Source organism: uncultured Amaricoccus sp., from assembly GCF_937891315.1.
GTDB lineage: Bacteria > Pseudomonadota > Alphaproteobacteria > Rhodobacterales > Rhodobacteraceae > Amaricoccus.
In genome coordinates, this window is sequence record NZ_CALAGI010000101.1 from 1 (window position 1) to 18366 (window position 18366).

General features: G+C 70.3%; 16 protein-coding genes. All 16 read left to right on the forward strand.

Annotated features, from left to right (window positions below; translation table 11 throughout):
- Positions 1-682: 682 nt before the first annotated feature.
- A complete protein-coding gene (locus Q0480_RS09260) occupies positions 683-904 on the forward strand; it encodes a twin-arginine translocase TatA/TatE family subunit (protein ID WP_299132292.1) in 222 nt (73 codons plus the stop codon).
- A 6-nt stretch (positions 905-910) separates the two neighbouring features.
- Entirely contained in the window at positions 911-1300 is a 390-nt protein-coding gene (gene tatB / locus Q0480_RS09265) for a Sec-independent protein translocase protein TatB (RefSeq protein WP_299132294.1), read from the forward strand.
- A gap of 10 nt (positions 1301-1310) precedes the next feature.
- On the forward strand, positions 1311-2162 hold the full coding sequence (gene tatC, locus Q0480_RS09270) for a twin-arginine translocase subunit TatC (RefSeq protein WP_299132296.1): 852 nt from the start codon (positions 1311-1313) through the stop codon (positions 2160-2162).
- Positions 2163-2230: 68 nt separating this feature from the next.
- Positions 2231-3031, forward strand: coding sequence for an ATP-binding protein (locus Q0480_RS09275; RefSeq protein ID WP_299132315.1), 801 nt, complete (start codon positions 2231-2233; stop codon positions 3029-3031).
- 222 nt (positions 3032-3253) lie between these two features.
- Positions 3254-4945, forward strand: a complete 1692-nt coding sequence (locus Q0480_RS09280) for an alpha/beta-hydrolase family protein (protein WP_299132297.1) — start codon at positions 3254-3256, stop codon at positions 4943-4945.
- Between the two features lie 310 nt (positions 4946-5255).
- Positions 5256-8795 (forward strand): MBG domain-containing protein, encoded by a 3540-nt coding sequence (locus tag Q0480_RS09285; RefSeq protein WP_299132298.1) that lies wholly within the window; start codon positions 5256-5258, stop codon positions 8793-8795.
- Positions 8792-10483: a POTRA domain-containing protein gene (locus Q0480_RS09290; RefSeq protein WP_299132300.1), complete on the forward strand. Its 1692-nt coding sequence runs from the start codon at positions 8792-8794 to the stop codon at positions 10481-10483. Before Q0480_RS09285 ends, Q0480_RS09290 begins: the two co-directional genes overlap by 4 nt.
- Before the next feature lie 106 nt (positions 10484-10589).
- Entirely contained in the window at positions 10590-11366 is a 777-nt protein-coding gene (gene surE / locus Q0480_RS09295) for a 5'/3'-nucleotidase SurE (protein WP_299132302.1), read from the forward strand.
- Between the two features lie 15 nt (positions 11367-11381).
- Positions 11382-12032: a protein-L-isoaspartate(D-aspartate) O-methyltransferase gene (locus tag Q0480_RS09300; RefSeq protein WP_299132303.1), complete on the forward strand. Its 651-nt coding sequence runs from the start codon at positions 11382-11384 to the stop codon at positions 12030-12032.
- 34 nt (positions 12033-12066) lie between these two features.
- Positions 12067-13236 carry a peptidoglycan DD-metalloendopeptidase family protein gene (locus tag Q0480_RS09305; protein WP_299132305.1) on the forward strand — a complete coding sequence of 390 codons (1170 nt, stop codon included), beginning with the start codon at positions 12067-12069 and terminating at the stop codon, positions 13234-13236.
- Between the two features lie 310 nt (positions 13237-13546).
- Positions 13547-13936, forward strand: a complete 390-nt coding sequence (locus tag Q0480_RS09310; protein WP_299132306.1) for a hypothetical protein — start codon at positions 13547-13549, stop codon at positions 13934-13936.
- A 1-nt stretch (position 13937) separates the two neighbouring features.
- Positions 13938-15425 (forward strand): FAD/NAD(P)-binding protein, encoded by a 1488-nt coding sequence (locus Q0480_RS09315; RefSeq protein ID WP_299132308.1) that lies wholly within the window; start codon positions 13938-13940, stop codon positions 15423-15425.
- The gene (locus tag Q0480_RS09320) at positions 15425-16372 is read left to right on the forward strand and encodes an aliphatic sulfonate ABC transporter substrate-binding protein (RefSeq protein WP_299132310.1); all 948 of its coding nucleotides are present in this window, start codon (positions 15425-15427) and stop codon (positions 16370-16372) included. The genes Q0480_RS09315 and Q0480_RS09320 overlap by 1 nt, the downstream gene beginning before the upstream one ends.
- A gap of 26 nt (positions 16373-16398) precedes the next feature.
- Positions 16399-16545, forward strand: a complete 147-nt coding sequence (locus Q0480_RS09325; protein WP_299132311.1) for a hypothetical protein — start codon at positions 16399-16401, stop codon at positions 16543-16545.
- The gene (gene ssuD, locus Q0480_RS09330) at positions 16542-17702 is read left to right on the forward strand and encodes an FMNH2-dependent alkanesulfonate monooxygenase (protein ID WP_299132312.1); all 1161 of its coding nucleotides are present in this window, start codon (positions 16542-16544) and stop codon (positions 17700-17702) included. Before Q0480_RS09325 ends, ssuD begins: the two co-directional genes overlap by 4 nt.
- Positions 17703-17775: 73 nt before the next feature.
- Positions 17776-18366, forward strand: a 591-nt coding sequence (locus Q0480_RS09335) for an ABC transporter permease subunit (protein WP_299132313.1), incomplete at its 3' end; no start/stop codon positions are given.

An 18366-nucleotide genomic window follows, 5' to 3' on the forward strand; every position in this document is an offset into this window, starting at 1 on the left:
CCCTCCGCAAGCTTGCTCCGGGCGCGCGGACCGCGGGCGCGCCACTGGCGCCCCCGAAGATCGGTCCGCGGAAACGTCTCGATCCGAACCAGTCAAGCGGATCTGGCATGAGACTGTTTGAAAACTCGGACGGGTTGGTCCGGCGGGTCCTTTCGCACCGGGGGCACAACAATCCCTCGCCGGCCCTCCGCCGCCGAATTCTCAAACAGTCTCTGACGGCCTTGCCCGAGGCCGGGCGCCTGCTATCCGGTCAAATCCGATGGTTTTGATCGGAAGTGAGGCTCAGGTGAGCGATCCGCGACCAGAGGCGCCGGCGATCCGGCCGGTGCTCGAAAACATCTCCCATGCCCACGGCGGGACGCCGGTGTTGAGCGGCGGATGGGCGGTCGCGTGCTGATCGACGGGCGCGAGGTGTCGGGGCCGGACCGGCACCCGTCGCCCGAGGCGCGGGCGATCGGCCTCACGTTTCAGGACTTCGCCCTCTTTCCGCATCGGCGGGACCGCTGTTTCGTCTTCCCCGACGTGACGGCCGCGCGGCGTCCCATTTCACCGCTTAGTGCGCGGCCGCCGTTCGTTTGGGGTTTGATTGCTCCGGTCAAGGGGCATATGTGTGTGGCTCCCTTTCCGGGCGCGCAGGGAACGACCATCCGCGCGCCGGAGCCTGAGAGGATGGAGAAAACTCATGCTGAGCAACATCGGCCCGGCCGGCCTGCTCCTGATCGCCGTGGTGGTCCTCGTGCTGTTCGGCCGGGGCAAGGTGTCCGGCCTCATGGGTGAGGTGGGCAAGGGCATCACCAGCTTCAAGCGCGGCCTGAAGGAGGGCAACGACGAGATCGAGAACGCGAGCAAGGCCGCCGCCGCCGAGGCCGCGCGCGACATCACCCCCGAGAAGGACAAAGTCTGATCCGTCATGTTTGACATCGGCTGGGGCGAGATGTTCCTGATCGGCGTCGTCGCGCTGATCGTCGTCGGACCGAAGGACCTGCCCGCCCTGTTCCGGACGGTCGGGAACTTCACCGGCAAGGCGCGGGCAATGGCCCGAGACTTCCAGCGTTCGATGGAGCAGGCGGCGAACGAGGCCGGCATGAGCGAGGTAAGCAAGAGCTTTCAGGCGATCGACCGCAACCTGAACGCCGCCACCGGCTCGGCCCGAAAGTTCGCCCAGTCGATGACCCAGCCGCCGGATCCGACGCCGCCAAGCGCTCCGCTCGCGGCCACGGAGCCGCCGGCCCCGGCCGAAGCGGCCCCGGAACCGGCGGCGTCGCGCCCTGAGGAGGCGGGGCGAACCCCCACGGCGTGAGCATCAGGGCATGAGCAAGGCTTCCGACAAGGATATCGACGACACCACGGCGCCGCTGATGGAGCATCTGATCGAGCTGCGCGGGCGGCTGATCAACTGCCTGCTCGCGTTCGTGGTGATGATGATCATCGCCTACGCGACCGCCGGCCGGATCTTCAATTTCCTGGCCGCGCCGATCTACGAGTTGCTGATCACGCATGGCCAGAAGCCGGAGATGATCTTCACCGGGTTGCAGCAGGGGTTCATGACCCAGGTGCGGATCTCGGTGTTCGGCGGCTTCATCCTCGCCTTCCCGATCATCGCCTATCAGCTCTGGCGTTTCGTGGCGCCGGGTCTCTATCGCCAGGAGAAGCGGGCCTTCCTGCCGTTCCTGCTCGCCTCGCCGATCCTTTTCGTGATCGGTGGCGCCTTCGCCTTCTACGCGGTGCTGCCGCTCGCCTACGACTTCTTTCTCGGTTTCCAGCAGTTCGGCGCCGCCGATCCCTCGGCGCAGGAAGTGCAAATCCAGTATCTCGGCACCATCAACGAATATCTGTCGCTGACGATGAAATTCATCATCGCCTTCGGCCTCTGCTTCCAGCTGCCGGTGCTGCTGACGCTGCTGGGACTGGCCGGCATCATCACCGCCAAGGGCCTTTCTTCCTTCCGCCGCTACGCCGTGGTGCTTGGCCTCATCGTCGCGGCCTTCGTCACGCCGGGGCCGGATGTGATGTCGCAGCTGATCCTGTTCGCCGCGATCTATCCGCTCTACGAGATTTCCATCCTGCTGGTGCGGTTCTTCGAGCGCAAGCGCGAGGCGGAGCTGCGCGCCCAGGGTCTCTGGGTCGAGGAGCCGGCCGAGGCGGGCGCGGAAAAGTCGTGAACCGCGAGGTCGCCGCGCCAACCCGCGAGGGGCGCGCGCTCGAGCGCATCGCCGAGGCGCTGGAGCGGATGAGCCCGCCGCCGCTTCCCGCGCCGCGGTTCGGCGCCGCGGACGCCTTTGTCTGGCAGGTGGGCCCGGACCGGCTGGAGCCGGTGCCCCGCGTGGCGCGGGTCGAGATCGGGCTCCTCGTCGGCATTGACCGGGCGCGCGACACTTTGCTCGCCAATACACTGCGGTTCGCGCGCGGCTTTCCGGCCAACAATGTGCTGCTCTGGGGCGCGCGGGGCATGGGCAAGTCGAGTCTCGTCAAGGCCGCCCATGCCGAGGCGCTGCGCGAGGTGCCGGGCGCGGTGAAGCTGATCGAGCTGCACCGCGAGGATCTGCCCTCGATCGGCCGCCTGCTCGGCCTGCTGCGCGGCTCGAGCTTGCGCTTCCTGCTCTTCTGCGACGACCTCTCCTTCGACAAGGACGACAGCCACTACAAGAGCCTGAAGGCGGTCCTGGACGGTGGGATCGAGGGTCGACCGGAGAACGTGGTGCTCTATGCCACCTCGAACCGGCGCCATCTGATGCCGCGCGACATGATCGAAAACGAGCGCCAGACGGCGGTCAACCCGTCCGAGGCGGTCGAGGAAAAGGTGTCGCTCAGCGACCGTTTCGGCCTCTGGCTCGGGTTCCATGCCTGTGGGCAGGACGAATTCCTGGCAATGATCCGCGGCTATTGCGATGCGTTCGGCCTCGCCATTTCCGACGAGGATCTGCGGGCCGAGGCGATCGAATGGAGTCAGACCCGCGGTGGCCGCTCCGGCCGCGTCGCCTGGCAATATGTGATCGACCTCGCCGGCCGACGGGGCGTCCGCCTGGGTTAGAGCAATATCCAATCAGACGGAATCGTCTGGTGATTGAGATACTGCGAAAAATCAGGACTCTGGAGCGTTCGGGCCGACGCCTGCCGGATCGGATTGCGCTCCGGACGGCGTTCCGTCCCGCCCTGGCGGGGGCCGTCAACCTCCGGCTTTTCACCTTGGGCGATCGGCCGGCGGCGTGGTAGCAGTCGCGGCGTCGAAACAGGCGAAGGGGCCGGGACCGTGGTGGCAGTCGACGAACGCGAACGGCGCGCGCCGCTGCGCCGCGTCCTGCGGTTGATCCATCCGGTGGGATTCCTGCTCGCGGGTCTGGCCTTCGCGGCGGCGCTGACGCCCTCGCTCCTGCCGCGTGATCCCCTGATCCAGGGCGTGCTGGCCGGTGTCGTGGCGGCCGTCGGCTATGAGATCGGCGGATTTCTCGACTGGCTCTGGCGTTTCACGCAGCTGCCGCGTCCGCCGGAACGGTGGCAGGTGGCGCTCGGCCTGATCGCGGCCGGCGCCGGGCTCGGCATGGTGGCGCTCGGCCTGTCGCAGGCGGCCGATTGGCAGAACGCGACCCGCGCCGTCGCCGGGCTCGAGCTGGTGGCGAGTTCGTTTCCCATGACCATCGCCTCGGTTGGCGGGGCGGTGTTCGTGCTGCTCTGGATCCTGTTCCGGCTCTTCGCCTTCGCGCTCGACCGGATCAACGCCCAGCTCGACCGGGTGTTGCCGCCGCGGATCGCGCGGGTCGTCGGCCTTGGCGCGCTGCTATGGATCGTCTGGGCGCTGGGCGACGGCCTGTTGCTGCAGTGGGTCTTTCGGGTCGCGGACGCGTCCTTCGAGGCGGCGGACAGTTTCATCGAGCCCGACATCGCCCAGCCGACCTCGCCCTTGAAGTCGGGCGGACCGGGATCGCTGATCGACTGGCAGGAGATGGGGCGCTGGGGCCGCTTCTTCGCCGCCCGCGGCCCGACGCGCGAGGATATCGCCGCCTTCGCCGGACCGGATGCCATGGAGCCGCTGCGGGTCTATGTGGGCCGCCGCTCGGCCGACACGGCCGAGGCGCGGGCCGATCTCGCGCTGCGCGAGTTGATCCGCGTCGGCGCCTTCGAGCGCAAGGCCCTGATCGTCGCGGTGCCCGTGGGCACCGGCTGGATGGACCCCGGCGCGCATGACACGATCGAATACATGCTCGGCGGCGACGTGGCGACGGTCGGGGTGCAGTATTCCTACCTGACCAGCGTGCTGTCGCTGCTCCAGCATCCCGAATACGGCGTCGAGCAGGCGGCGGCGCAGTTCGAGGCGATCTATAACTACTGGACGCGGTTGCCGCGGGCGACGCGACCCAAGCTCTATGTCTTCGGCCTGAGCCAGGGGGCCTTCAATTCGCAGGCGACGCTGCCACTGCTCGACCTTTTCGCGGATCCGATCGACGGGGCGCTCTGGACTGGCTCGCCGTTCTTCAGCAGCTTCTGGGCCATGGTGCGCGATGGGCGGACGCCCGACAGCCCCGCTTGGCGGCCGCGCTTCGGCAACGGCTCGCTGGCGCGGGTGATGAACCAGCAGGGCGCGGATCCCGACTACGCGGACGTGCCCTGGGGACCGACGCGGCTCGTCTTTCTCAACTACGGCAGTGACCCGATCGTGGCCTTCACCTCCGCCGCCGGGGTGCATCCCCCGGCCTGGCTGAAACCGCCGCGCGCGCCCGATGTCTCGCCGGCGCTGCGTTGGTATCCGGTCGTGACCATGTTCCAGCTCGCCCTCGATTCCGCGATCTCGCTCGAAGTGCCCCGCCACGGGCACAACTACGCCGCCGAGGACTATATCGACGCCTGGGCCGAAACCGCCGCCCCCGAAGGCTGGACGCCAGTGCGCGCCGCGACGCTGAAAGCGATCTTCAAGCGCGCGGCCGCCGGGCAGATCGAAGAGGAGAAGTAGTAGTCCGGGGCGTCCGTCGCACATATCCCGCGCGGCCGCGGACCTGCCAGTGGCAGGCAGCGCGGTCGTCCGCCGGCGGAGGGTGCGAGGGGGTGAAGATTTTCCGGGCGAACCAATCGTGGCGGATGTTCCCGCTCGACCATCGCAGATGGTCGTGCCCCGGCGGGGCACATGGTTCGCGCGGCTGACCCGCTCGTCACCTGCTTCGCGCCAAATACGATTACGCCCGCGCCACCGGCCTCAACCGTTGATTTCGGCGTCATTTTGAATTACTCGTCTTTAAGTTGTTTTTTATGGGTGTTACTCTCTCATGACCAGAGCCCTCGCCGTGCCGCGTTCCGGTCGTTCCTCCCGCCGCGCTCTCGTGCTCGCCGCGCTCCTCGCTGGCGCGGCCGCGCCAGCGTTGGCGCAGGCTCCGGCCGGCGGGCGGGTGCTGTCGGGATCGGCGGCGATCGCCCAGAGCGCAGGCCACACCACGATCACCCAGAGCAGCGAGCGCGCGGTGATCCGCTGGAGCGGCTTCGACGTCGGCAAGACCCATCGGGTGGATTTCGATCAGCCGGGCCGAAGCTCGGCCACGCTGAACCGGGTGATCTCGATGCGCGGCAGCGTCATCGAGGGCGCGATCCACGCACCGGGCACCGTCATCATCCAGAACAGCGCCGGCGTGCTCTTCACCGGCACCGCCAGGGTCGATACCGGCGGGCTCGTCGCCACCAGCCAGTGGGTCGATTCCGACCCGTTCATGACCACCGGCCACCTCGGCATCGGCGGCGAGGGCGATCGCGACGCGCCGGTGGTCAATGAGGGCGAGATCACAGTGCGCAACGCCGGCCTCGCGGCGCTGGTCGGCGCCAAGGTCCGCAATTCCGGCGTCATCGTCGCCGACAGGGGCACGGTGGCGCTCACCTCCGGCCGGCGCACGACCATCGACCTCGGCGGCGACGGCGTGGCGCGGATCGCGGTCTTCGGCAACGCCGCCACCGGATCCAAAATCGAGAACAGCGGCGTGATCGACGTCGGCGAGGGCCGCGTCGTCATTACCGCCGGCGACGCGGCGCGCGCGCTCGACAATGTCATCAACACCACCGGCGTGATCCGTGCCACCTCCGGCACCGGCGCGGGCGGCGGCGTACGGCTCGTTGGACAAGGTACCGGCCGGGTGCGGATCGCCGGCGCGATCGAGGCACGGGGCGCGACCCGCGGAGGCGAGATTTCCACGACCGGCGCCACGCTCGCGGTCGAGGGCGGCGGGACGCTCGATGCCCGCGGCGGGATCGACGGCGGCGCGATCCTGCTCGGCGACCTCGGCCCGCTCCGGCGGCCGGACAGCCTCGTGCTCGACCGGACGGCGCGCCTGCTCGCCGATGGCGCCGCGGGCGCGGGCGGCCAGATCGTCGCGCTGTCCGACGGCGCGGCGGAGATCGAGGCGACACTGTCCGCGCTCGGCGGCGGCGGCGGCGGCTCGGTCCGCACCATCGCCCCCGACCTCGGTATCGGCGAGGCGGCTTCCGTTTCTGTCGGTCCAGGTGGCGACTGGCTTGTCGGCACAACCAATGCCCGCCTAGCGACCGGGTCGAGCACCCCGCGCTATGCCATCGACCGGCTCGCGATCATCGAGGCGCTGAACGGCGGCGGCGACGTGACGGTCGCGGCTACCGAGGACGTCGTGGTGGCGCGGGAACTCGCCTGGTCCGGCACCGGCGACCTCGACCTTCGCGCCGATCGCGACGCGACGATCGGCGCGGCTGTCACTTCCGGCGGGACCGGGGATTTCACCGCGACCGCCGCGCGCGAGTTCCGCCTCGGCGCCTCGGTGACGGCGACCGGAGTCGGGGACGTGGCCCTGACCGCCGAGACCGGGGATCTCCTGGTCGTCGGCGCCGAGGTCGAAGTCGCCACCAACAGCGGCGCGCTCGATTTCGACGCGACCGAGGGATCGGTGCTGCTGATCCCGGTCGGCGCGCTCAAGGTCGCGTCCGCCTCCGGCGACATCACGCTCAATGCCGGCACCGCGATCCAGATCTGGGGCACCATGACGGGCGGCGCGGCGCTCAGCGCCACCGCGCCGGAGATCGGCATCACCGCCGCCGAGGTGACGGCGCGCGGCGGCCTCTCGATGGTCGCCAACGACCGGATCACCGTCGATGGCGGCACCGTCGCGGCGCTCGGCGGCGGCGCGCTGGAGCTCCAGGCGCCGACACAGGCCTGGAACGGCGCGGTCGCCTCGGGCACTGGCGCGGCGGATGGCGGCGGCGTGCTGCTCTCCGGCGCGATCACCGCGGGCGTCGCCCCGACCTTCGGGCTTCGCCCGGGTGCGAGCTTCGCGCTGCTTGCCACCGCGCCGGGCGGAGCGGCGTCCTCCTATGCCTCTCCGCTCGGCTTCGCGGTCTCGACCTCGGGCCGCGGCGCCATCGCCATCGGCGCGCCGGTCACCGCCGCCAGCGTCGCCCTGACCAGCCAGGAAGGCGTCGCCCTCGGGGTCGGCGCCCGGATCGAAGGCACCGGCCCCGGCGACGCCGTGGTGCTGGCCGCCGGGCGGTCGCTCGACAACGCCGCCGGGGCCGATGCGCTGACCGCGAGCGCCGGTCGCTGGCTGCTCTATCTCGACGAATTTTCCAGCCTGACTGGGGTGAAACCTGCGTCGGGAACGCCGGACCTCTACGGCCGAACCTTCGCCGACGCCCCTCCCGTGACGCTGGCGGGCTTCGCGGGGGATCGCGTGATCTGGGGCGAGGCGCCGGTGCTGACCATCACCGCCGGTTCCGGCGAAAGGGTCTATGGCGGCGCGGCGACAAGCCTCGGCTACACGCTCGCGGGCTTCCGCGCCGGCGATGGCGCCGAAACCGCGCTCGACGGCGCCCCGGTCGTCACGAGCGCCGGCAACGCGCTCGGCGCCGATGCCGGCCGCTATGCGACCACCGCCGAGGCGACGGCTTCGGCGCAGGGCTATCGCCTCGCCTTCGTCGGCGGCGCGCTCGAGGTGACACCGGCGCCGCTGACCGTCACCGCCTTCGGCACCCGGACCTACGGCGCGGCGACGGCGAGCTACGCGCCACGCGTCGCCGGCCTTGTCGCGGGCGACACCGCGGCCGACCTCGGCGGCGAACTCGACTTCACCACGCCGGCGACGCGGACGAGCGGGGTCGGCAGCTATGCCCTGCTCGGCGCGGGACTGCGGAGCGGCAACTACACGATCGGCTATGAGACCGGCGCCCTCACCATCACACCGGCGCAACTGACCGTCGCCGTCGACAATGCCTCGCGCAGGTTCGACACGCCGAACCCCGGATTTACCGCCACCTATTCCGGTTTCGTACTTGGCCAGGGCACCGGGGACCTCAATGGCGCGCTCACCTTTGCCACCGATGCGACGCGGACCAGCCCGGCGGGCAACTACGCCGTCACCGCCTCCGGGCTTGCAAGCGGGAACTACCTGTTCAACTACGTGCCCGGCACGCTGCGGGTCACTCCGCCCACCGCGAACCTCGCCGCGCAGGTGCGGCGCTTCGGCCGCGGAAGCCGGCCCTTCACACCCGGCGACGCCAGCTTTCGCACGACGAGCGCCGAGGCGCCGCCGGCGATCGACAATCCCTTCGAACTCACCTACTCGCTCGGCGAGGTCGGTCGTCTGACCGCGCGCGGAGCACAGGGCTTCACCCCGGCGTCGGGCGGCGCCCCGGCCGACACCCAGGGCTTCGTCCCCGCCGCCGGCGGCGACGGCGGGGCGGCCGGCGGGGGCGCGGCGGCGGGCGGCTGCTCGGGCTCGGTCAATACGGGCGACACCGGGGTCTGCGCGCTCGAGACCCAGCCGGAATCGTTCTGGCAGACCACGGGCGGGACATTGTGAGACGCGTCCTCGCCACGCTCCTCTGGCTCGCGCCGGCCGCGGCCTTCGCCCAGTCGCCGGAGCAGTTCCTGCCGCGCGAGCCCGACACCCGCCCGCGCCCGGGCCGCGAGGTCACCGCGCCGGAGCGTCCCGAGACCGCCCGGCCGGTCGCCCCGCCCGCCGACGGCGAATTCATCCTGACCCGCGTGATCCTCGACGGCGCGACCGTGCTCGGCCCGACCGAGCTCGAACCGCTCTGGGCCGGGCTCATCGGCCAGCCGGTCACCGTCGCGACGCTCGACTCGGTCGCGGCCGCCGTCACCGCCGCCTATCGGGCGCGCGGCTTCATCCTGTCCCAGGCCGTGATCCCCGAGCAGACCGTGACCGGCGGCGCCGTCCGCCTCCAGGTGATCGAAGGCTTCATCGACCGGGTCACGATCGAAGGCGGCGCGCCGAACCAGCGGGTGATCGGCGACCGGCTGTTCGCGCCCGTCGCCGCCGACCGCCCCCTGCGGCTGCGCAGTCTGGAACGCGGTGTGCTGCTGGCCCGCGACACCTTCGGCGGCGCGGTGGAAACCGTGCTCGAACCCTCGCCGGACACGTTCGCCGCCGCCAATCTCGGCGTGCTGGTGACGCCTGACCCGTGGCGCGGCTTCGCCGCCGCGGACAATCGCGGCTCACGGCTCTATGGCCCGCTGACCGGGAGCGCGGGGGTCAGCTTCTTCAATCTCCTTGGCTTCAACGAGCAGATCGACGCGCTGGTGGCGGGGGCGATCGACGGCTCGCTCGGCTATGGGCAGTTGCGGCTGGAGGCGCCGATCACGCCGCTGCTCGGCACCTGGCTCGACGGGGCCCGTCTGGTGCTCGAGGCGGACGGGAGCCGCGCCGACCCCGACCTCTCGCAGAGTGGCTCGCCCGAGGATCTCGATGTCGTTCAGCATGAGACCAACGCCCGGGGCGGCGTCTTCGTGCCCTTCATCCGCTCGCGCTCGCAGAACCTCTTCGGCCGGCTGATGCTCGACTGGCAGCGGAGCGAGAGCGAGACCGACTTCGCCGGCGACGGGGAGACCGCGCTCGACAAGCTGCTCGTGCTCGAGGCGCGCATGACCTGGGACGTGGCCGACAGCTTCAATGGTGTGTCGCTGATCGACGCGAGCCTGCGCCAGGGACTTTCCATCAACGGTCTGACCGAGATCGGCGACGAAGGCCCGGCCGCCGGCGAGCCGAACTTCACCCGCGTCGCCCTGACCGTCTCGCGCCTGCAACGTCTCCGGGACAGTGACTGGTCGCTCTATGGTGAGCTGATCGGCCAGTTCGCAAGCACGACCCTGCCGAGTTCGGAGCGTTTCGCGCTCGGCGACGCCACCATCGGGCGGGGCTTCGCGCCGGGCAATACCACTGGTGATTCCGGCTATGGCGGCCGGCTGGAACTGCGCCGCTATGTCGGGTCGGCGCCGTTCGGCGGCGCGATCGAGGCGACCGAGCTCTATGTCTTCGGCGACTATGGCGCGGCCTACGACCGCTCGATCGACCGGGACGGCGAAAGCTGGCAGCGCCTCGGCTCGCTCGGCTTCGGCGCGCGGATCGACGTGACGCCGTGGCTGACCCTGACGCCGGAGATCGCGCGCCAGACCTCGGGCGTCGCCACCGACACCACGGATCCCGACCACGAGACCCGCGCCTATCTCGGCCTCGTCGCCCGCTTCTGACGCCGGGGCACGCCCGGCCGCGTGTGGAAATCACACGCCCGCCGGACAGTGCGCTGGACGGGGAGAACTCCCGCGCCTAGAACGGCCAGAGACCTCGAGGGAGCGAATGCGCATACTCATCACCAATGACGACGGCATCGCCGCCCCGGGCCTCGCCGTCGCCGAGGCGATCGCGGCCGAGATCGCCGGCCCCTCGGGCGAGGTCTGGGTCGTGGCGCCCGCCTTCGAGCAATCCGGCGTCTCGCACTGCATCTCCTACATCCGCCCGATGCGGCTGGAACAGCTCGAGGCGCGGCGCTTCGCGGTCGAAGGCTCGCCGGCGGACTGCGTGCTGGCGGGGATCGGCGAGATCCTCGACGGACCGCCCGACCTCGTGCTGTCGGGGGTGAATCGCGGCCATAATGTCGCCGAGGACACGCTCTATTCCGGCACGATCGGTGGCGCCATGGAAGGCGCGCTGCACGGCTTTCGCGCCGTGGCCATGTCGCAATACTACGGCCCGACCGCCGGCCCCGACCCTTTCGGCGCGGCCCGCGCGCATGGCGCGGCGGTGGTGCGCCGGCTGCTCGATGGGGCGGATTGGTCGCGGCGGCCCTATGCCGGATTTTACAATGTCAATTTTCCCGCCCTGCCGCCGGGCGAGGTCAAGGGCCTGCGCGCCACCGTTCAGGGCCACCGGACCGGCCACACCTTCGGCGTACAGCCGCAGACCTCGCCGAACGGCCGGCGCTATCTGTGGCTGACGCACGGGCATGGCAATGCCGACAGCGCGCCGGGCTCGGATTCCCGCGACTGCCACGACGGCTACGTCACGGTCACGCCGCTCTGCGCGGACCTGACGGCGCGTGATCTCATCACCTCGCTCGAACGGGCGCTCACCTAGGAGACGGACCCGCCCATGGATGATCGCGCCGAGCGCCAGATGCAGTTCGTCTTTGCCCTGCGCTCGCACGGCGTCACCAATTCGGCCGTCCTGAAGGCGATGGAGGCGACGCCGCGCGCCGACTTCCTGGAAGGCATCTTCCAGGATCGCGCCTTCGAGGACGTGCCGCTGCCCATCGCCTGCGGCCAGACCATCAGCCAGCCGACGGTGGTCGGACTGATGACCCAGGCGCTCGACGTGACCAAGCGCTGCAAGGTGCTCGAGATCGGCACCGGCTCGGGCTATCAGGCGGCGATCCTCGCCCGGCTGGCGCGAAGGGTCTATTCGGTCGAGCGGCATCGGCCGCTGGCGCTGCGCGCCCGGGCGCTGCTGCAGCGGCTGGAGCTTGGCAATATCACCGTGGTGCTCGGCGACGGCTCGCTCGGCCTGCCGGAACAGGCGCCCTTCGACCGCATCCTGCTGACCGCCGCCGCCGAGGATCCGCCGCGCCCGTTGCTCGATCAGCTGCGCGTCGGCGGGATCATGGTGCTGCCCGTCGGCCAGAGCAACGCGGTCCAGACGCTGATCCGGGTGGAAAAGACCGAGGCTGGGCTGGAATACACCGACCTCGGCGCGGTGCGGTTCGTGCCTCTTGTCGAGGGCCTCGCCGAGGATGTACTGGATTAGCGCAACAAGGGGACGGAACCGGAGAGGGTCCAGAATGCGCCATCTAAGCGGAACGCGGCCGGCCCGTCCGGTTCCGGCCCTGATCTCCGCGCTCGCGCTCAGCCTCGCCCTCGGGCTGTCGGCCTGCGGTCCCTTCGTCAACCCGCTCGCCACCGCGCCGGCGACCGTGCCGAACGCGCCGCCGGATTCGCGCGGCGTCATCACCTATGCGACCTATCAGGTGGTGGTCGCGCGTGATGGCGACACGGTGGAGAGCGTGGCGAACCGGCTCGGCATCGCGCCGGCCGATCTCGCGGCGCGGAATTCGTTGCCAAAGACCTTCCAGCTGCGCCAGGGCGAGATCCTGCTGCTGCCCGACAGCTTCCCGCGCACCGATCCCGGCTTTGGCGGAGATGTCAGCACCCAGCCGCTCGGCTGGAGTCCGGAGCGCGCGGCGCAGGCGATCGACGGCCCGGGTTCGGCCAGCACGGTGCCGTCCGCCGCGACGCCGACGGCGCCGCCCGCCAAGGCCAGTCCGTTCCAGAACGGCCAGACCGAGCCGCTGATCGACCCGGTACGCCATCGGGTCGAGGCGGGCGAGACCGCCTATTCGATCGCGCGCCTCTATGGCGTCTCGGTTACCGCGCTGGCCTCGTGGAACGGGCTCGGCCCCGACCTCGCGGTGCGCGAGAACCAGGAACTGCTGATCCCGATCGTCAGCGGCGCGAACCAGATCGGCGGCGATACCGCCCCCGGCCAGGGCACCGAGGTGGCCGCGCCGCCCAGCGCCGCCGCGCCGCTGCCGAAGGACATCACGCCCGGCACGACTCCGGCGTCGCCCGATCTCGGCCAGTACCGCACACCCCAGGGTGGGCGGCTGGAAGCGCCGGTCAAGGCAAAGGTCAGCCGGCCCTACAATACCGCGAGCCCGAACGGCGTCGGCTTCGCCGTCGCGGCCGGAACGCCGGTCCGCGCCGCCGCCGCCGGCGAGGTCGCGCTGATCTCCGAAGAATTGGGCGGACTCGGCACCATCATCCTCATTCGTCACCAGGATGACCTGATGACCACCTACAGCACCTTGTCCGACGTCACGGTGAAGAAGGGCCAGACCGTCACCGCCGGCCAGAAGATCGGTGTCGTCGCCGCCCGCGACCGGCCGGAGCTCCAGTTCGACGTCTTCCGCGGCACCACCAGCGTCGATCCGACGACCTATCTCGGCAACTGACGCGGCGCCATCGGGCGATCGCATGTTGCGATCGCGACCGTCGGCGAGATCGCAAAGCCCGGGCCTCGCCGGGGCATGACCGTTTTCAACGGTCACGCCCGGCGTGACCGCCACGTTTATCCGCACGGATGACATCTGGACCCCTCGCACCCTCTGCAACCTTGCTCCGGCCGCGGGGATGTCTTCGGGGGTTCGGCGAAAGATGAACGTGGCATCAATCGCAGTCACCCTTTGACCCGCCCAGCCAAGCCTTGCGTCCACATCGTGATCATCTAAAATCTATAGAGTTAGTCGTGATTCGGAGTTTCGCATGGATGGCGGGATCGTAGGGCTGTCCGGCAGTGTCGGCCGGCCTTCCCGGACGCGGGTTCTCGTGGAGGCGGCGGTCCATCGCGCGGCCATGCGATATGGTCGCCGGCCGAGCGTGATCGGTCCGCCGGATCTGTCGCCCTCGCCTGGAAGCGCGGCCCCGCTGTCGGACCTCGATAGCGGTGCCAGGTCGCTCGTCGAGAGCATCGTTTCCGCCGAGGCGCGGACGCTGGCAACCGGGGTCCATGCCTTCGACGACGATTTCGGCAACGGCGCGCCGGCCTCCGCCGCTCTGCTCGATCGCGCGGTCGCGCGGTTCGCCCCCTTTCTCAACGCGCCGCTGGCCGCGACCGCGGCGCCGACGCGCGCGCATGTCGGCGGCGGGCTCTGACATGCGCGACACTCGCGACGAGCCCGAGGAGAAGCTGGAGAGCTGGTCGCGGCGCGCTCGCCCGGTGGTCGCGATCCTCGGCGGCGGCGTGTCGGGCGCCGCGACCGCGTTTCATCTCGCCGGCCTGACGTCTCCCGGGGAGGTCGAGATCGTCGTCGTGGAGCCGCGGCCGGCGCTCGGGCGCGGCCTTGCCTATTCGACCGATGATCCGACCCATCGGGTCAATGTTCCGGCGGCGCGGATGACGCTGATCGCCGAGACCCCGGAGCATTTCATCGACTGGCTCGCGGCGGAGCGGATTCGGATGTCGCCGGGGACGTTGACCCTCCGCGGCGACTATTTTCCCGAGCGGCGGATCTTCGGACAGTACATGAGCGCCCAGCTCGAACCCTATCTTGCGAGCGGCGCGATCCGCCATGCCCGGGCATCGGCGGTCGCGGTGGCGCGAACCGACGGGCACTATCGCGTCACGCTGTCGGACAAGAGCGCGATCGAGGCCGATTTCGTCGTGCTGGCCATGACCCACCCGAACCCGCGCCCGCCGCGCGCGCTCGACGCGGTTGCTGGGTCGCCCCGGGTCTTCGCCGATCCCTACGACACCGCGCGGATCGCGACGATCGATGGCGACGCGAATGTGCTCGTCGTCGGCACGGGCCTGACAGCGGCGGACATCGTGGCGAGCATCACGGCCCGCGTTTTCCGGGGCAGGATTACATGCCTCTCCCGCCACGGGTTGCGCTCGCGCGGGCACGGCGTCGTCGCCCGCGCCAGCGGCGCCGACTTCGCCGCGGAACCGGAACGATCCGCCGTCGGCCTGCTGCGCCGCGTCCGGCGGTCGGTGGCGGACGACGCGGCCGAAGGCCAGAGCTGGCACGCGACGCTCGACCGGGTCCGCGAGCAGGGCGCGGCGATCTGGGCGGGCCTCGATCCCGCGTCGCGACGGCGGATCGTGCGCCATCTGCGCCGCTTCTGGGATGTGCACCGCTTTCGCATCGCGCCCCAGATCGAGGAGGTGCTCGACGCGACGGCGGCCGCGGGGCGGCTGTCGATCGTCGCCGCGAGCCTGGTCGATGCCCGCGAGACGGAAGCCGGGATCGTAGTGGACTATCGCCCGCGCGGCGGGGCCGCGGTCGTCGCCGCGCGGTTCGACGCCGTCGTGGTGACCACGGGGCCCGATCACGCGGACGTGGCGCGGTCCAATCCCGTGCTGCGCGGCCTCGGCGCGGAAGGGCTGCTCTGTCCCGACCCGCTCGGCCTCGGGATTCACGTCGCCGACGACTGCCACGCGGTCGGCGCCGACGGAAATCCTTCGGAGACGCTGCTCGTGGCGGGGCCGCTCGCCCGCGGCCATGTCGGCGAGCTCATGGGAATACCGGAAGTCACGCGACATGGCGAGCGCGTGGCGCGGACGATCGCCCGGCGGATCAAGGCCGAGGCTTGCGATGGCGCGCCGGAAGACCGGCGCAGGAAGAGGATGGAACAGGAATGATGATCACGCGAAGGGCGTTCGGCGCGGGGCTGGCCGGAACGGCGGGCCTGCTCTGGAGCGGGCGCGTCCTGGCGGCCGGGGTCTCCGAGGTCAGGATCGGCTTCCAGAAGACCAACCTGCCGGTGGTGGCGCAACGCGAAAAGACCATCGAGGCCGCGCTCGGGCCGGACGTGGCGGTGAAGTGGGTCGAATTCACCGCGGGCCCGCCGCTGGTCGAGGCGCTGAACGTCGGCGCGATCGACCTCGGCTGGACCGGGGATGCCCCGCCGATCTTCGGACAGGCGGCGGGGGCGGCGATCTCCTATGTCGCGGCGCTGCCGCCGAACGGCCTCGGGGAGGCGATCATCACCAAGGCCGACAGCGGTATCGCCACGGTGGCCGACCTCAAGGGCCGGACGGTCGCGGTCGGCAAGGGCACGAGCGCGCAGAACCTGCTCGTGGCGGCGGTCGAGGCCGCCGGGCTCGGCTACGACCAGATCACCCCGACCTATCTGGCACCGGCGGACGGCGCGGCGGCCTTCGCCGCGGGACAGGTCGACGCATGGTCGGTCTGGGATCCGTTCCTCGCCATCGCCGAGACGCGCTACCAGCCGAAAGTCCTCGCGCGGGCGAGCGACATCCTGAAGGTGAACACCTACTTCCTCGGCAACCGCGATTTCGTCGCCGCCAATCCCGAGACCACGAAGAAGGTGCTCGCCGGGCTCAGGTCCGCCGCCGCCTGGGCCGACGTGCACCGGACGGAGGTGGCGCAGGCGCTGCACGACGTCACCGGCGTACCCATCGAGGCGCAGGCGCTCGCCGCCGGCCGCGCGGAGTTCGGCATCTTCGAGATCACGCCCGAGATCATCGCCAACCAGCAGGAGACGGCCGACCGCTTCTTCCGCCTCGGCCTTCTGCCCAAGGAAATCAAGGTCGCGGAGGCGGTCTGGGTTCCGCCCGCGACCTGAACGAACCCGGAGGAGGTTCCGAGGCGGTGACCCGCGTCGGTCCAAAGGCGCGTGCCTGCCAGCGGACACTCGCCGGCGAATTCCATGGCCTCGGCATCCTGCCGAAGGCGCTCAACATCGAGGACATTGTCTGGCAGCCAAAGGCCGCCCGATCGCACGGAGGCATCCGATGACGAAACCCATCGATTTCCTGTGGTTCATCCCGACGTCGGGCGACGGCGCCTACCTCGGCGCGTCGGACCTCAGTCGCGGACCGGACTATCCCTATCTGCGCGACATCGCCGTCGCGGTGGATCGGCTCGGCTACAAGGGGGTGCTTCTGCCCACCGGGGTCGCCTGCGAGGAATCCTTCGTCATGGCCGCCGCGCTGGCGCCGGTGACGCAGCGGCTGAAGTTCCTCGTCGCCATCCGGCCCGGCGTCGCCTCGCCCGCCTACTATGCGCGGCTCGCCTCGACGCTCGACCGGGTGTCGAACGGACGGCTCCTGCTCAATATCGTCGTTGGCGGCAACCCGGCGGAACTCGCCGGAGACGGCGTCTTTCTCGCGCATGACGAACGCTACGGTCACGCCGAGGAATTCTTCACCGTTTTCGAGGAACTGCTGGCCAAGGGCGCGGCCACTCTCGACGGCGAGCACATCAAGGCGATCGGCGCGCGCCTCGGCTATCCGCCGGTGCAGGGCCCGCGGCCGCCGCTCTATTTCGGGGGTTCATCGGACGCCGGCATCGACTTCGCCGCCGGCCGGGTCGACAAGTATCTGACCTGGGGCGAGCCGCCGGCGCAGGTCGCCGAGAAGATCGGCAAGGTCCGCGCCGCGGCGGCGAGGACCGGGCGCGACGTAACCTTCGGTATCCGCCTGCATTTCATCGTCCGCGAGACCGACGACGAGGCCTGGGAGGCGGCCGGCCGGTTGATCTCGAAGCTGGACGACGCGACGATCGAGGAGGCCCGCCAGCGCTTTGTCAAGGAGAGCGACAGCGTCGGCCAGCAGCGGATGTTCGCGCTGCATGGCGGCCGTCGCGACAAGCTGGAGGTATCGCCGAACCTCTGGGCCGGCGTCGGCCTGGTTCGTGCCGGCGCCGGCACCGCGCTTGTCGGCTCGCCCGAGACGGTGGCCGAAAGGCTGCGCGAATATCAGGAGATCGGCATCGATACCGTGATCGGCTCCGGCTATCCGCATCTCGAGGAAGCCTACCGCGTCGCGGAGCTGCTGTTTCCGGCTCTCGGTCTCGGTACGACCGAGGGCGCCGGCGGCTTTCTCAACGAGTTCGGCCAGAAGCGCGTCTTCGCCGGCGGCAGCCACGGCGGCAACCTCCGCGCCGCGTCCTGAACCCGACCAGGGAGAGCAATCGATGACCCAACGCGGAACCGTTTCCCCCCGCCTCCGAGCCTCGGGGAGCGGCATGAGCTTCCCCTATCGCGCCCTGATCGGCTGGCTGCTGCCGCTGACCATCCTCATTGTCTGGGAGGCGCTGGCGCGGGCCGGCCTCATCGCCGCGAACGTTCTGCCCGCGCCCTCCGCCGTGGTCGTCGCGTTCCGGGACCTCCTCGTCTCCGGCGAACTCCTCCGCAACGTCGGTGTCTCGAGCTGGCGGGCGCTCACCGGTTTCGCCATTGGCGGCTCGATCGGTTTCGCCCTCGGCCTCGCCAACGGCCTGTCGCGGCTGTCGCGCGACATGACGGACACCACGCTGCAGATGGTGCGCAACATTCCGCACCTCGCGCTCATCCCGCTCGTCATCCTCTGGTTCGGGATCGACGAGGAGGCGAAGCTGTTCCTCGTGGCGCTCGGCGTGTTCTTCCCGATCTATGTGAACACGCTCCTCGGGATTCAGGGCGTCGATCCGCAGCTGGTCGAGATGGGCCGCATCTATGGCATGGGGCCGTTCACGCTGTTTCGCCGGGTGATCTTGCCCGGGGCGCTGCCCTCGATCTTCACCGGCCTGCGCTACGCGCTCGGCATCATGTGGCTGACGCTGATCGTCGCCGAGACG

What these genes read in the sequence shown, in the direction of transcription:
- Q0480_RS09285 (WP_299132298.1), top strand. Translation starts at nt 5,256, where the DNA reads ATGACCAGAGCCCTCGCCGTGCCGCGTTCCGGTCGTTCCTCCCGCCGC.
- Q0480_RS09320 (WP_299132310.1), top strand. Translation starts at nt 15,425, where the DNA reads ATGATCACGCGAAGGGCGTTCGGCGCGGGGCTGGCCGGAACGGCGGGC.
- Q0480_RS09260 (WP_299132292.1), top strand. Translation starts at nt 683, where the DNA reads ATGCTGAGCAACATCGGCCCGGCCGGCCTGCTCCTGATCGCCGTGGTG.
- Q0480_RS09300 (WP_299132303.1), top strand. Translation starts at nt 11,382, where the DNA reads ATGGATGATCGCGCCGAGCGCCAGATGCAGTTCGTCTTTGCCCTGCGC.
- ssuD (WP_299132312.1), top strand. Translation starts at nt 16,542, where the DNA reads ATGACGAAACCCATCGATTTCCTGTGGTTCATCCCGACGTCGGGCGAC.
- tatB (WP_299132294.1), top strand. Translation starts at nt 911, where the DNA reads ATGTTTGACATCGGCTGGGGCGAGATGTTCCTGATCGGCGTCGTCGCG.
- Q0480_RS09305 (WP_299132305.1), top strand. Translation starts at nt 12,067, where the DNA reads ATGCGCCATCTAAGCGGAACGCGGCCGGCCCGTCCGGTTCCGGCCCTG.
- Q0480_RS09310 (WP_299132306.1), top strand. Translation starts at nt 13,547, where the DNA reads ATGGATGGCGGGATCGTAGGGCTGTCCGGCAGTGTCGGCCGGCCTTCC.
- surE (WP_299132302.1), top strand. Translation starts at nt 10,590, where the DNA reads ATGCGCATACTCATCACCAATGACGACGGCATCGCCGCCCCGGGCCTC.
- Q0480_RS09315 (WP_299132308.1), top strand. Translation starts at nt 13,938, where the DNA reads ATGCGCGACACTCGCGACGAGCCCGAGGAGAAGCTGGAGAGCTGGTCG.
- Q0480_RS09275 (WP_299132315.1), top strand. Translation starts at nt 2,231, where the DNA reads ATGAGCCCGCCGCCGCTTCCCGCGCCGCGGTTCGGCGCCGCGGACGCC.
- tatC (WP_299132296.1), top strand. Translation starts at nt 1,311, where the DNA reads ATGAGCAAGGCTTCCGACAAGGATATCGACGACACCACGGCGCCGCTG.